12 protein-coding genes and 1 pseudogene are annotated in these 14,879 nt (G+C 39.8%); 9 read left to right on the plus strand and 4 right to left on the minus strand.

All coding sequences use genetic code 11. The annotated features are described in order from the left end of the window. Positions 1-58 precede the first annotated feature (58 nt). Entirely contained in the window at positions 59-1,660 is a 1,602-nt protein-coding gene (locus tag CXY28_RS04375) for an ABC-F family ATP-binding cassette domain-containing protein (protein ID WP_100979607.1), read from the plus strand. Continuing rightward, positions 1,657-2,600: pseudogene (locus CXY28_RS04380) on the plus strand (HrgA protein). Before CXY28_RS04375 ends, CXY28_RS04380 begins: the two are co-directional and overlap by 4 nt. A gap of 215 nt (positions 2,601-2,815) precedes the next feature. Here the strand turns inward: CXY28_RS04380 and CXY28_RS04385 are convergent. Continuing rightward, positions 2,816-3,499, minus strand: a complete 684-nt coding sequence (locus CXY28_RS04385) for a phosphatase PAP2 family protein (protein WP_100979609.1) — start codon at positions 3,497-3,499, stop codon at positions 2,816-2,818. Positions 3,500-3,517: 18 nt separating this feature from the next. Between CXY28_RS04385 and CXY28_RS08945 the strand changes: the two genes are divergently transcribed. The 7 genes from CXY28_RS08945 (at position 3,518) to thiE (ending at position 11,851) form a co-directional block, all read left to right on the plus strand. Next, positions 3,518-3,718 carry a type I restriction endonuclease gene (locus CXY28_RS08945; RefSeq protein WP_100979641.1) on the plus strand — a complete coding sequence of 67 codons (201 nt, stop codon included), beginning with the start codon at positions 3,518-3,520 and terminating at the stop codon, positions 3,716-3,718. After that, positions 3,682-5,253, plus strand: a complete 1,572-nt coding sequence (locus CXY28_RS04395; protein WP_100979639.1) for a type I restriction-modification system subunit M — start codon at positions 3,682-3,684, stop codon at positions 5,251-5,253. Before CXY28_RS08945 ends, CXY28_RS04395 begins: the two co-directional genes overlap by 37 nt. 10 nt (positions 5,254-5,263) lie before the next feature. Next, complete coding sequence (locus CXY28_RS04400; RefSeq protein ID WP_100979611.1) at positions 5,264-6,532, plus strand: restriction endonuclease subunit S; 1,269 nt, start codon at positions 5,264-5,266, stop codon at positions 6,530-6,532. After that, positions 6,529-9,522, plus strand: coding sequence for an HsdR family type I site-specific deoxyribonuclease (locus CXY28_RS04405; RefSeq protein ID WP_100979613.1), 2,994 nt, complete (start codon positions 6,529-6,531; stop codon positions 9,520-9,522). Before CXY28_RS04400 ends, CXY28_RS04405 begins: the two co-directional genes overlap by 4 nt. 88 nt (positions 9,523-9,610) lie before the next feature. After that, complete coding sequence (gene thiM, locus CXY28_RS04410) at positions 9,611-10,390, plus strand: hydroxyethylthiazole kinase (protein ID WP_198542608.1); 780 nt, start codon at positions 9,611-9,613, stop codon at positions 10,388-10,390. Further along, positions 10,387-11,196 (plus strand): bifunctional hydroxymethylpyrimidine kinase/phosphomethylpyrimidine kinase, encoded by an 810-nt coding sequence (thiD, locus tag CXY28_RS04415; protein ID WP_198542607.1) that lies wholly within the window; start codon positions 10,387-10,389, stop codon positions 11,194-11,196. Before thiM ends, thiD begins: the two co-directional genes overlap by 4 nt. Continuing rightward, positions 11,189-11,851: a thiamine phosphate synthase gene (thiE, locus tag CXY28_RS04420; protein ID WP_100979619.1), complete on the plus strand. Its 663-nt coding sequence runs from the start codon at positions 11,189-11,191 to the stop codon at positions 11,849-11,851. The genes thiD and thiE overlap by 8 nt, the downstream gene beginning before the upstream one ends. Before the next feature lie 31 nt (positions 11,852-11,882). Here thiE and CXY28_RS04425 read toward each other — a convergent pair whose 3' ends face one another. The 3 genes from CXY28_RS04425 to pseB are packed head-to-tail and all read right to left on the minus strand — an operon-like array spanning position 11,883 to position 14,877. Then, on the minus strand, positions 11,883-12,620 hold the full coding sequence (locus CXY28_RS04425) for a hypothetical protein (protein WP_100979621.1): 738 nt from the start codon (positions 12,618-12,620) through the stop codon (positions 11,883-11,885). Continuing rightward, positions 12,620-13,897, minus strand: a complete 1,278-nt coding sequence (coaBC, locus tag CXY28_RS04430) for a bifunctional phosphopantothenoylcysteine decarboxylase/phosphopantothenate--cysteine ligase CoaBC (RefSeq protein WP_100979623.1) — start codon at positions 13,895-13,897, stop codon at positions 12,620-12,622. The genes CXY28_RS04425 and coaBC overlap by 1 nt, the downstream gene beginning before the upstream one ends. Further along, positions 13,894-14,877 (minus strand): UDP-N-acetylglucosamine 4,6-dehydratase (inverting), encoded by a 984-nt coding sequence (pseB, locus tag CXY28_RS04435; RefSeq protein ID WP_198542609.1) that lies wholly within the window; start codon positions 14,875-14,877, stop codon positions 13,894-13,896. The genes coaBC and pseB overlap by 4 nt, the downstream gene beginning before the upstream one ends. Positions 14,878-14,879: the final 2 nt, after the last annotated feature.

Here is a 14,879-nt window from a genome sequence, read left to right on the forward strand (position 1 = left end):
TGCAAAGAAAACGCTACAATAAACTTTCTCTAATCACAAAAAATAAGGAAATCATAAGATGCTGCAAACCATCAACTTAACGCAACGCTATGCGACTAAAAAATTATTTGAGAATGTGAATATCAAGCTGGATAAAAACAAGCGCTACGGGCTGATTGGGGCTAATGGCGCAGGAAAATCCACTTTTTTAAAGATTTTAAGCAAGAGCATTGATTGTAGCAGTGGGGAAGTCATTATCACAAGCGGGATGAGGATGGGGGTTTTAGGGCAGGATCAATACGCTTTTGAAGATTTGAGCCTTAAAGATGCGGTTTTGATAGGCAATAAGCGTTTGTATGACGCTATCAAAGAAAAAGAGCGCTTATACACCGAAGGCGATTTGAGCGATGATAAAGTGAATGCGAGGCTAGGGGAGTTAGAAACCATTTGCGTAGAAGAAGATCCCATGTATGAATGCGAAGTGGTGATTGAAAAAATCCTAGAAGATTTAGGCATTCCTAGCTCTAGGCACAATGATTTGATGAAAACCTTGCCAAGCAGCGATAAGTTTAAAATCCTTCTCGCTCAAGTTTTATTCCCTAAACCGGACATTTTGCTTTTAGATGAGCCGACCAACAACCTGGATTTAAACGCCATTGAATGGCTAGAAAACAACCTCAAACGCCATGAAGGCACGATGGTAGTCATCAGCCATGACAGGCATTTTTTAAATGCGGTATGCACGCATATTTTGGATTTGGATTTTCACAGCGTGCGCGAATTCAGCGGGAATTATGACGATTGGTATATCGCTTCCACTTTGATGATTAAACAGCAAGAGGCTGAACGCAATAAAAAACTCAAGGAAAAAGAAGAGCTAGAAAAATTCATCGCTCGTTTTAGCGCTAACGCTTCTAAAGCCAAGCAAGCCACTAGCCGCCAAAAACAACTGGATAAATTAGACATTCAAAGCTTAGCGGTATCCAGCAGGAGGGATCCTAGCATTATTTTCAAACCCAAACGCACCATTGGGAATGAAGCTTTAGAGTGCGAAAACATCTCTAAAAGTTATGACGACCAAATCGTTTTAAATCAAGTGAGCTTGAAAGTGATGCCCAAAGACAAGATCGCCCTCATAGGGCCAAACGGCGTGGGTAAATCCACGCTTTGTAAAATTTTAGTAGAAGAGTTAAAGCCGGATACGGGCGTGGTGAAATGGGGAGCGACGGTTTCAAGAGGGTATTTCCCTCAAAACGTGAGCGAAGAAATTAGCGGGGAAGAGACCTTGTATCAATGGCTTTTTAATTTCAATAAAAAGATTGAAAGCGCCGAGGTGAGAAACGCTTTAGGGAGGATGCTTTTTAATGGCGAAGAGCAAGAAAAGTGCGTGAACGCTTTAAGCGGAGGCGAAAAACACCGAATGGTTTTATCCAAGCTCATGTTAGAGGGGGGGAATTTTTTAGTCTTAGATGAGCCAACCAACCATTTGGATTTAGAAGCCATTATTGCTTTAGGCGAAGCGCTTTTTAAATTTGATGGGGCAGTGATTTGTATAAGCCATGACAGAGAGCTCATTGATGCGTATGCTAATAGGATCATTGAATTAGTCCCAAGCCCTAAAGGCGCTTCAATCATTGATTTTAAAGGCAGTTATGAAGAGTATTTAGCGAGCAAAAAATGAAACCACGAGATATTGAAATCATTCAAAGCGTTTTAGAAATTACAGGGCCTATTAAGGTTACTGAGATTTATCATAAAGCCCAAGAGCTTGTTGAAGAAGGCGAGATTGAAAAAATGTTTGATTGTGGGGGCAACACACCACACCAGAGTGTTAGCGCTTCTATTTATACAGCCTTAAGCAAGGGCGAAGAGCTGCCTTTTTTTAAAGCGCGAGAAAAACCAACCTTAATCGCTTTAAAAGGTGCGGCTAAAGAATTGGTTTTAAACGCTGAAAAACCCAGCACTCCAAATGTTAAAATTGCGCATAATAAAATCGCGCATGAAAGGGATTTGCACCCTTTTTTAACCTACATGGCTATTAATAACGAAAATTTGAAATGCTACACGAAAACCATTTTTCATGAAGAGAGTTCAAAATCGCCAAAAGGCATGGACAGGTGGCTTTATCCGGACATGGTGGGGGTTAGGTTTTTACACGCTGAATTATCCAATGAAAATTTAATCGCTTTTTCTAAGAAATTTGACACTTTACCCGTTAAAGCTTTGAATTGAAAAAAGAAATCAGCGTGCATAATTGCAGGGAGTGTTATTTCCAAGCGATTTCTAACAGCTCTAATGAGGGGTATTTAGTGGGTTGCCATATTGATACGCACAATCCTAAACTCATGGATTTATTGAAGCGTTTGCATGCGAGTTTTGGGATTGGCGTGATTGATTTAAGAACTAATGAAGATAAAAGCGCTATTTTATTGAACGCTAAATACAAAGAAAAGATTGATTACACCGTGGCTTTGGAACTTAGCGACAAAAATGAAAAATTCAGTGGTTTTTTAAAAAGCGTTGTGGATTATGACCCGGATTTCCCAAACCGCTATAAAGATGAATTTGATGAGGTTAAAAAGAAAGAGGAGTTATACCCTAACCCATCACTTTCTTTTTAAAAAACGCTTTAAGCGTTTTTGTAAAAAATAGCAAAGAGCTTGATTTTAATCAAGCGATAGCTTATTGAAAAAGCGGTCTTGGGGGTTATGGGGTTTCTTAAGGGGGTTAAGGGGGTATTATCGCAAAATACCCCCTATCCCCTTAAGAGAATGAGTTTTATCAAAAAATAGAATTTTAAAAATTTTAGTTGTCAGTGTTTGGTTAAATAAAGCCTTTATTGATTATAAGGGCGTTTCAAAAACCCTAAATAAAGCGCTAAAGAGCAGCACGACCAAGCAATCCCTAATAAAAACCCTCCTAAAACATCGCTAGGGTAATGCACCCCTAAATAAACCCTATCATACGACATTAAAACAATCCAAAAAAGTAAAATAATAGTGCCAATAGTTTTAATGCGGTTGTTTGCGTTAGAATAGCATAACAGCAACGCCAAAGAGCCGTAAAAAAGCGCTGAAGCTAAAGCATGCCCGCTAGGGAAACTAAAGCCATGCGCAAAAACCAATTCGCCATTGGTTACAGGCCGTGGGCGCGCCACTAAAAGCTTAAGGGATTTTAAGGTGAATTCACCTAATAAAATGCTGAGAAAAAACCACACCCCTAAAGCGATGCGTTTTTGAAACCCAAACCACAAGCCAATGAGTAAGGCTATAGGAGTGGTGAGCTTGCTTTGCGCAAACCATGTGCTAAAAAACACGAAAGAAAGCCACGCGCTACCTTGAATGGGGGCAGGATTGCGGATCAAGTCTATAAAAAATAAATCCAATTGTTGCACCCACTCTTTTTGCAAAGCCACCCCGCTTATCACGATGCCAAACAAAATAAAAAAGACGATCCCCACAATCCCAAGCGTTTTAGCCGCTTTTTTTTCTCTTGCGCTTATTGTTCTGTCAAATACCATTCAAACCCCTTTTAAAAAATGAATTTTAAAAGGGCGATTATAGCTTATTTACCCCACAAACGCACAGAAAACGCAAGGAATAAAAAAATAATATTCTTTGCTATAATGAAACCTTTAAAGGGTGCGTGCCCAACGCCAAACAAAAACACCAATCAAAAAAACACAAAAAAGGGGCTTATATCATGGAAAACAACCCAAACAATAACCAAGCGTCTTTAGAGCGCAACGAATTGCACAACACCATTTGGAAAGTGGCTAATGAATTGAGAGGCTCAGTGGATGGCTGGGATTTTAAGCAATATGTTTTAGGCATTCTTTTTTACCGCTACATTTCAGAAAACATGGCTCATTACATCAATAAAGAAGAGCGAAAGCGCGATCCGAGCTTTGATTACGCTTTATTAAGCGATGAAGAGGCCGAGCGTGCAAGAAAAGGCCTTATTGAAGAAAAAGGCTTTTATATCCCGCCAAGCGCTTTATTTTGTAACGCGCTAAAAAACGCGCCTAGTAACGAAGATCTCAATGTAACCCTACAAAATATTTTTAACGAAATAGAAAAATCCAGCCTTGGCACTCCATCAGAAGAAAACGTCAAAGGCTTGTTTGCGGATTTAGATGTCAATAGCAATAAATTAGGGAGCTCTCATAAAATTAGGGTGGAAAAATTGACTAAAATCCTTCAAGCCATAGGGGGCATGCAATTAGGCGATTATTTAAAAAGCGGGATTGATGTTTTTGGCGATGCTTATGAATATTTAATGGCGATGTATGCGAGCAATGCCGGCAAAAGCGGAGGGGAATTTTTCACCCCCAAAGAAGTGAGCGAACTGCTCGCTAAAATCGCCCTGCACGGCCAAGAAAGCATTAATAAAGTTTATGATCCGTGCTGTGGGAGCGGGAGCTTACTCTTACAATTTTCTAAAGTGTTAGGCAATGAAAACGTTTCAAAAGGGTATTTCGGGCAAGAAATCAATTTGACCACTTACAACCTTTGCCGAATCAACATGTTTTTGCATGACATCAATTACTCTAAATTCCACATTGCACTAGGGGACACGCTTTTAGACCCAAAGCATGAAGACGATGAGCCTTTTGATGCGATCGTTTCCAACCCTCCTTATTCCACTAAATGGGTGGGCGATAGCAGCCCCATTTTAATTACTGATGAGCGTTTTAGCCCGGCCGGTGTGTTAGCGCCCAAAAACGCCGCCGATCTCGCTTTCACCATGCACATGCTCTCTTATCTTTCCAATCAAGGCACTGCTGCGATCGTGGAATTTCCCGGGGTGCTTTATAGAGGGAACGCTGAAGCAAAAATCAGAGAATATTTAGTTAAAGAGAATTTCATTGACTGCGTGATCGCTTTACCAGACAACCTCTTTTTTGGAACGAATATCGCCACTTGCATTTTAGTGCTTAAGAAAAACAAAAAAGACGACACCACGCTTTTTATTGATGCGAGTAAGGAGTTTGTTAAAGAGGGCAAGAAAAACAAGCTCAAAGAGCGCAACCGAGAAAAGATTTTGCAAACCTATATTGAAAGGAAAGCCATCAAGCATTTTTCGGCTTTAGCCAATATAGAGAAAATCCAAGAAAACGATTACAACCTATCGGTGAATCGCTATGTGGAGCAAGAAGACACGAAAGAAATCATTGACATTAAAGCGCTTAATATTGAAATTGCTCAAATCGTAAAAAAACAGAGCGCTTTAAGAAACCGCCTTGAATCCATCATTAAAGAGCTAGAAGCTTAAAGGGGGCAAAATGCATAAAATAGAGCGACTGCTCCACACTCTAGCGCCTAAGGGGGTGGAGTTTAAAACGCTTGAAGAGGTTTTTGAAATTAAAAATGGTTACACCCCATCAAAAAACAATCCTGAATTTTGGAAAAAAGGGACTATCCCTTGGTTTAGAATGGAGGACATTAGAGAAAATGGGAGGATTTTAAAAGACTCTATCCAACACATTACCCCAAAGGCTTTAAAGGGTAAGAAATTATTCCCTAAAAATTCTATTATTATTTCTACAACAGCAACGATAGGAGAGCATGCCCTTTTAATCGTTGATTCGTTAGCGAATCAACGATTCACTTTTTTAAGCAAAAAAGCGAATTGTGATCTTGCTTTAGACATGAAATTCTTTTTTTACCAATGCTTTCTTTTAGGGGAATGGTGTAAAAATAATATTAATGTTTCAGGTTTTGCTTCTGTGGATATGACTGCTTTTAAAAAATATAAGTTCCCCATCCCACCCCTAGAGATCCAACAAGAGATCGTTAAGATTTTGGACGCTTTCACAGAATTAAACACAGAATTAAACACAGAATTAAACGCGCGAAAAAAGCAATACCAGTATTACCAAAACATGCTTTTAGACTTTAACGATATTAACCAAAACCACAAAGACGCCAAAATGAGTGCAAAAACCTACCCTAAACGCTTGAAAACCTTACTCCACACTCTAGCGCCTAAGGGGGTGGGGTTTAGGAAGTTGGGGGAGGTGCTAGAATATGATCAACCCAATCAATATTGCGTAACGAGTAAAGAATTTGATAAAAGTTATCCTACCCCCGTTTTAACCGCAGGAAAAACCTTTATTTTAGGTTATACAAACGAAAAAGACAACATTTATCAAGCGAGTAAAAACGCTCCGGTTATCATCTTTGACGATTTCACAACAGCGACCCAATGGGTTGATTTCCCTTTCAAAGTAAAATCAAGCGCTATGAAAATCTTACTCCCAAAAGATCCTACAATTAACATCAGATTTATCTTTTTTTACATGCAAACTATTCCCTATAATATCAGTGGGGAACATACAAGGCAGTGGATTTCTCGCTATTCAAAAATAACAATCCCCATCCCACCCCTAGAAGTCCAGCAAGAAATCGTTAAGATTTTGGATCAATTTTCAATTTTAACCACCGATTTATTAGCCGGTATCCCCGCTGAAATAAAAGCACGAAAAAAGCAATACGAATATTACCGAGAAAAACTATTGACTTTCAAACCACTTAAAAGCCTAAAACCATGAGCTATGAGATTATCGCAGAAAATAATGAAAGCACGGTAGTAGCGCAATTTCATAGCGATAATGAGAGGAAAGGCGCTTATGAGAGCGAAGCAGAGCTAGAAAGGGCGTTTATCGCGCTTTTAGAAAAACAAGGCTATGAATTTAAAGAAATCCACAAAGAAGAAGATTTAAAAGAGAATTTAAAAGAGCAGTTAGAAAAGCTTAACGATTATACTTTCACGCCTAAGGAATGGGAGACTCTTTATTACCAATTCATCGCTAATAAAAACGATGACTATAAGGCTAAAACGAGAAAAATCCAAGAAGATCCGATTTTTAACCTAACCCTAGAGAATGGAAAAACCAAAAACATTAAAATCATTGACAAGAAAAATATCCATAAAAACGCCTTGCAAGTGATCCGCCAATACAGCGTTAAAGGGAAGTATGAGAACCGCTATGATGTGAGTGTCCTTGTGAATGGCTTGCCTTTAGTGCATGTGGAATTGAAAAAAAGAGGCGTGGCGATCAGGGAGGCGTTCAACCAAATCAAGCGCTATAAAAGGGATAGTTTTAGCGCTGAAGACGGGCTTTTTGAGTTCGTACAGATTTTTGTTATCAGTAACGGCACGAGCTCTAAATACTATTCAAACACCACAAGAATAGCCCAGCTAGAAAAAAACCATAAAGCCGATACTTTTGAATTCACGAATTATTGGGCGGATAGCAAGAATAACAATATTGAAGATTTAATGGATTTTGCCCGGTCGTTTTTTGCAAAGCATAGCCTTTTGAACGTTTTAACGCGCTATTGCGTTTTCACAAGCGAAGAGGTTTTATTGGTGATGCGGCCTTATCAGATCGTGGCGGCCGAAAGGATTTTAGAAAAAATCAAAGTTGCGCAAAATAGTAAAACGAAAAGTCAGAGCGGAGGCTATATCTGGCACACCACAGGGAGCGGTAAAACCTTAACGAGCTTTAAAAGCGCGGTTTTGGCTAAAGAATTAGAGAGTATTTCAAAAGTTTTGTTTGTGGTGGATAGAAAGGATTTAGACTATCAAACCATGAAAGAATACGATAAATTCCAAAAAGATTGCGCTAATTCCAACACAAGCACCAAGATTTTAAAAGAACAGCTTGAAGATTCTAACGCTAAAATCATTATCACCACGATCCAAAAATTAGACAAATTCGTTAAATCTAACCTTAAAGGGCATGCGGTTTTTAATGAAGAAGTGGTGATGATTTTTGATGAATGCCACAGGAGTCAGTTAGGCTCCATGCACCAAGCTATCACTAAAGCGTTTAAAAAATACCACCTTTTTGGGTTCACAGGAACGCCCATTTTTGTAGAAAATTGCGATAAAAACAACCCGTTAGGCACGACAGAGCAGAAATTTGGGAAATGCCTCCACCACTACACCATTATTGATGCGATCAGGGATAAAAATGTTTTGCCCTTTAGGGTGGAATACCACAACACCATTAAAGCTAAAGAGGACATTAAGGATAACAAAGTTAGAGCGGTTGATGAAAAAAACGCCCTTTTAGATAACAGGAGGATCAAAGAAATCGCTAAATGCATTGTAGAGCGTTTCAATCAAACCACTAAAAATAAAAGATTCAATTCCATTCTGGCATGCTCTAGCATAGAAGCGCTGAAAAAATACTACATGGCTTTTAAAGAAGAAAAACACGACCTTAAAATTGCTGCCATTTTTAGCTATGGCGCTAATGAAGAATTTGACATGTTAGAAGATGAAAACAATGAAAGCGTTTGCCGGCTAGATAAAAGCTCAAGGGATTTTTTAGAGGGCGCGATTGCGGATTATAACGGGATGTTTAAAACTTCTTTTGACACTTCGGATCAAAAATTCCAAAGCTATTATAAGGATCTTTCTCAAAAAATGAAGGATCGTGAAATCGATCTTTTAATGGTGGTGAACATGTTTTTGACCGGGTTTGACGCTACAAGGCTCAACACCCTTTGGGTGGATAAAAATTTGAAATACCATGGGCTAATCCAGGCTTTTTCACGCGCAAACCGCATTCTAGATAGCGTTAAAACGCATGGGAATATCGTGTGTTTTAGGGATTTAGAGCAGGATTTAAATGACGCTCTCATGCTTTTTGGCAACAAGGACGCTAAATCTATTGCGCTATTGAGAAAATATGAAGATTATTTGAAAGGCTACACGCATAACCATAAAGAATACGAGGGCTATGAGGGTTTGATTAAAAGGCTTTTAAGCGAATTTCCCTTAAAAGAGCCCATCATTTCAGAAAGCCAGAAAAAGGATTTCATTAAGCTTTTTGGCAAGATTTTGAAATTAGAAAATATTTTAAACAGCTTTGAAAATTTCAAAAAAGACGATTACATCAATCCGAGGGATTTTCAAGATTATCAAAGCAAATACCTTGATTTTTACGATGAAATGAGGCCAGAAAAAGGGAGGGATAAAGAAGAGATTAACGACGATTTGATTTTTGAAATTGAACTCATTAAGCAAGTGGAAGTCAATATTGACTATATTTTGAATTTGATTGAAAAATTCGCTAAAGAGCATGGGGTGGAAATTCAAGGCGTTAAAACCAAAATAGAGCCGATCATCAACTCCAGCATAGAGCTAAGGAATAAAAAAGATTTGATCATGGATTTCATTGACAAATACAACAAAGATGAAGAAGTCCATGCGCATTTTCAAGATTATATCCACCAAAAAAGAGAAGAGGAATTCCAAAATATCATAGAAGAAAACCGCTTGAATGAAGAAAAAGCCTATTCGTTCATGCAGCATGCCTTTAAAGGGGGCGAAATTGATTTTAGCGGGACAAAATTCCCTGAAATCATCAAAGAAAGACCCTCTAGGTTTAGCCAAAATTCGCGTTATCAAGAGGTGAAAGAAAAAGTTGCTGCAAGCCTTTCTCGTTTTTTCCACCGCTTTTGTGATCTCACTAGCGCTATATTTAAGAAAGATGAGGTTAAAAAAGATGAGGTTAATGAAAAATAGTTCATGAACGCTTTTGTATTAAAACTCAAAGACAGCGCTGCTTAATGGATTTTTTTGTAAAATAAAAGAAATTTTAAGGAGGCTCATGATGTTAGAAGAATTACGCCAAAAACGCCCTTTAGTGCATAATATCACCAATTATGTGGCGGCGCAATTTGTGGCTAATGGCTTGTTAGCCTTAGGGGCATCGCCTTTAATGAGTGATGCGATTGATGAGATGCAAGATTTAGCGAAAATTTCTGACGCGCTCGCTATCAACATTGGCACCCTCAATGAACGCACTATTTTATGCGCTAAAGAGGCTATCAAACATTACAAGGCTTTGAATAAACCCATTGTGTTAGATCCTGTGGGGTGTTCAGCGAGCGCTTTGCGTCATGACACAAGTTTAGAGCTTTTAGAAAGCGAAGGAATTAGCGCGCTTAGGGGTAATGCTGCAGAATTAGGCTCTTTAGTGGGTATTTCTTGCGAAAGTAAGGGGCTAGACTCTCATGATGCCAACACGCCTGTAGAAATAATCAAACGAGCGGCTCAAAAATATTCTGTGATAGCGGTAATGACGGGCAAAACAGATTACGTGAGCGATGGGAAAAAAGTTTTGAGTATTGCTGGGGGGAGCGAGTATTTGGCTGTGATTACTGGGGCTGGGTGTTTGCATAGTGCAGCGTGCGCGAGCTTTTTAAGTTTGAAAAAAGACCCCTTAGATTCTATGGCACAACTTTGCGCACTCTATAAACAAGCCGCTTTTAATGCGCAAAAAAAAGTGTTGGAAAATAACGGCTCTAATGGTTCGTTCTTGTTTTATTTTTTAGACGCTCTAAGCTTGCCCATAGAGTTAGAAAATAGCCTTATTAAGGAAGAGTGGTGAAAATTTACCCGCAAGTTTTAAGCATTGCTGGCAGCGATAGCGGTGGGGGTGCTGGGATACAGGCCGATTTGAAAGCGTTCCAAACTTTGGGCGTGTTTGGGACGAGCGTGATCACTTGCATCACCGCACAAAACACGCAGGGCGTGCATGGGGTTTATCCGTTGAGTGTTGAGAGCGTGAAAGCGCAAATCTTAGCCATTAGAGATGATTTTTCTATCAAAGCGTTCAAAATGGGAGCGTTATGCAATGCTCAAATCATTGAATGCGTGGCGGACACTTTAGAAACTTGCGATTTTGGGTTGTGCGTTTTAGATCCGGTGATGGTGGCAAAGAATGGGGCTTTGCTTTTAGAAGAAGAGGCGATTTTAAGCTTAAAAAAACGCCTTTTACCTAAAGCCAATTTACTAACCCCTAACCTCCCTGAAGTTTATGCGCTCACAGGCGTTCAAGTGCGAGACGATGAAAGCGCTTCAAAAGCGATGGGCGTTTTAAGGGATTTAGGCGTTAAAAACGCTGTGATTAAAGGGGGGCATACAGAGCGTTTTCAAGGGGAATTTAGCAACGACTGGGTGTTTTTAGAAGACGCTGAATTTATCTTAAACGCCAAGCGATTCAACACGAAAAACACGCATGGCACGGGTTGCACTCTTTCTAGCTTGATAGTGGGCTTACTCGCTCAAGGGTTGGATTTGAAAAACGCTATTTCAAAGGCTAAAGAGCTTTTAACTATCATCATTCAAAACCCCTTAAACATTGGGCATGGGCATGGACCTTTGAATTTATGGAGCGTTAAAAAGCTTGTTTGATGCGAATTGTTTGAAACTCATGTTTGTGGCTGGTTCGCAAGACTTCTACCACATAAAGGGCGGCAAAAACGATAGGATAAACGCGCTTTTAGACACTTTAGAATTAGCTTTACAATCTCAAATCACAGCGTTTCAATTCCGCCAAAAAGGCGATTTAGCCTTACAAGATCCTATTGAAATCAAACAATTAGCCCTAGAGTGTCAAAAATTATGCCAAAAATACGGCGTGCCTTTTATTGTCAATGATGAGGTGCAACTCACGCTAGAATTAAAGGCTGATGGCGTGCATGTGGGGCAAGAAGACATGGCTATAGAAGAGGTAATAACTTTATGCAAAAAGCGCCTTTTTATCGGTTTGAGCGTCAACACTTTAGAGCAAGCCCTAAAAGCGCGCCATTTAGATAGCGTAGCCTATTTAGGGGTAGGCCCTATTTTCCCCACACCATCTAAAAAAGACGCTAAAGAAGTTGTAGGCGTAGATCTTTTAAAAAAAATACAAGATAGCGGGGTAAAAAAACCTCTCATAGCGATTGGGGGCATCATGATGCATAACGCTTCAAAATTGCGCGAATATGGGGGTATCGCCGTCATTAGCGCGATCACGCAAGCCAGAGATAAAGCCTTAGCGGTTGGAAAACTTTTAAACAATGCGTGAGGGATTCTAAAATCCCGCAATAAAAATTTTTCTACCCTAGCGTGTCCAATAAACGCTCTTCAAAGGCAAAAAGCATGGGGGTTTTTTCGCACACGATTTCCACGCAAGAAAAGCCTAAAAGGGTGTTTTGAGCCTCTTTTAAAACTTCTTGAGTCCTTTGGAGGGTGGTTTTTAAAAAAAGTTGTTTTTCTTTTTCCTTTAAATAAATGACGCCGCCAATTTCGCCCAAGTTAGGATACAGAGCGTAAAAATCAACGCTTTGTTTTTTGGCTTTCATCTGTAAAAAGGCTTTTTTGCGCTCGTTTTCAACTACAAAGCTTAAAACCTGCGATTGCAAGCTTAAAAGCATGTTGGCCGTATTCAAAAACTCTTGCGGATTTTTAGCATGGACTAATTTTTCGCTCAAAAGTTCTTTGTATTCTTTTAAAGGGGTATTGTCTTTGGCGCTCAAGATTTCTTTGATTTTATTCATTTCAAGGGCTGGCAAATCGTTTAATGCGTCCAAGATTTTTGGGGCAGGCACTAAATTTTTAAGCACAATATCGCCCAGCCGATCTCTTTGCATAATCGCAAAATAAGGCTGATTGATTTTTAATTCTTGTTCGCTTTTGGTGGGGATAATTTTATTACCCACTTGCAAAAGAAAAAGATCTTTATCTTGTTTTTCTAAAACCTTTAAAAGAATGGGTAAAGTGGCGTTAAAATGGTGCGCGGCGTTTTTGGAATGAAGAGCGTTAAGCTGGTTTAGGGCGTTTAGGGCTTCTAGCATTAAAGGGCGTTCTCTTTGATAAAATCAAGGATTTTAAAGCTCGCTTCTAATTTGTTCATAGAAGGGATTTTTTGGGTTTTTTTATGGCTAAAAAGCCACAATTCATTCTCTAATGAGCCAAAAGGGCGTGAATCTTTAATGAGATTCAAAGCAACCACAGAGCAATCCTTGCCGTTATCTTGAGAAGGTTTTAAAAGATTTTGTGCGTTTTGCATGGCGTTTTGTTGATCGTCTTCAGCTTTAAAACCGATTTTAACGAATTGGTTAGGATTGACAGAAGCCAGTAGATCCTTATTTTGAACGCATTCAATGTTTAGGGTTTCGCCCAGTTCGCTTTTTTTAAGCTTATGGTTAAAAGAAGTTTTAGGCAAATAATCGCTAATGGCGGCTAAATTGAAGAGCAAGGGTTTTAAGGCATGTTTTTGCAAGTTGTTAGCGGCACTATTCAGGGCGTTTTCATAAGAAGCGGTGTCGCTGACTAAAACGCTTGTGATTCCTTTAGGCAAAGGAGTGGGGAAGCTTGATGCAATCAAAGTCACTTTCGCTCCCTTAAAATATAATGCTAGGGCTAAAGCGCTTGCTTGAATCCCGCTAGAAAGATTGCTAATGACTCTAACGCTGTCAATCTTTTCCATGCTCGCGCCACCCATGACTATGACTTCTCTGTTTTCAAAATAAGCGTCTTTTAAGAGCGTTTGAGCGGCTTTAAAAAGGATTTCTAAAGGCTCAGTCATCGCCCCATCGCCTTTAGTATCGCATGCTAAAAGGCCGTTTTGCGTGTCTAAAATAATGTGGTTGGAATCTTTCAAGCGTTTTAAATGGCTTTGAATGATAGGGGAATTGAGCATGTTGGTGTTCATGCTAGGGGCTAGGATTTTAGGGGAAGTGCAAGCTAAAAAAGTCGCGCTTACGGTATTATCCGCTAAAGCGTGAGCGATTTTAGACAAGCTGTTAGCGCTTAAAGGGGCAAAGATGAGTAAATCAGCGCTAGCAGCGCATGCGATGTGGTTATGGTGCAAGGCGTTTTGGTGGTTGTAATACCATTTTTCATTACGATCATGCAAGACTTTATGGTGGCTCAAAGCTTCAAAACTTAAAGGCTTAATGAATTTTTTCGCGTCCTTACTCATCACCACTTGAATACTGGCCCCGCTTTTAAACAACAAGCGCGTTAATTCTAGGGATTTATACGCCGCAATAGATCCGCTCACGAGCAATAAAACGCACTTGTTTTCTAACAATCTTAAAGGGTAAAACAAATCTTCTAAAAAATTCATAGTAATTTTAACAAATCATCAGGCTCTAGCCATTGGTTGTTATTATGGCTGCTGTATTCAAAATCGGGGGCGACTTTTTGGCCTTTTTCGTGGAGTCTGGTGAGCGTGTAATCTTTAGGCGTTTGGAAGCTTATGGTGGGCTGAATGATAAAAAAGTCTTCAAATTCTAGGGCCAAATGGCTTTCATCTTTAGGGATCATCACTTCATGGAGTTTTTCGCCCGGGCGAATGCCTATGATTTTAGTAGGAATATTGGGGGCTAGGGCTTTGGCGAGATCGGTCATTTTCATGCTAGGGATTTTAGGCACAAAAATTTCACCCCCATGCATTCTTTTCAAGCTTTTAAGAACAAAAGAAACCCCCTCATCTAAGGTAATCCAAAATCGTGTCATGCGAGTATCGGTGATGGGGATTTCACTCGCTTTGTTTTGGACTAATTTTTTAAAAAACGGCACCACGCTCCCACGACTCCCCACCACATTACCATAACGCACCACGCCAAATTGCGTTTGAGAAGAGCCTTTAAAGTTGTTCGCGCTCACAAAGAGCTTATCGCTACACAATTTGGTTGCGCCGTAGAGGTTAATGGGGTTAGCGGCTTTATCGGTGCTTAGGGCGATGACCTGGCTGATAGCGTTTTTTAAGCATGCGTTAATCACATTGCTCGCTCCCATGATATTGGTTTTAATGCATTCTAGGGGGTTGTATTCAGCGATAGGCACATGCTTGAGCGCGGCCGCATGGATGCAAATATCCACGCCCTCTAAAGCGTAATTCAAGCGTTCTAAATCCCTCACATCGCCGATAAAAAAACGCATCCTAGGATCATTAAATTCCATGGCCATTTCGCTTTGTTTCAATTCATCTCGGCTATAAACGATGATTTTTTTAGCGTTGGTGGTGTCTAAGACTTTACGCACAAAGCGTTTGCCAAAACTCCCAGTGCCACCGGTGATTAAAATCGTTTGGTTATCTAGCATGT

Source organism: Helicobacter pylori (assembly GCF_002832345.1).
Lineage (GTDB): Bacteria > Campylobacterota > Campylobacteria > Campylobacterales > Helicobacteraceae > Helicobacter > Helicobacter pylori_CP.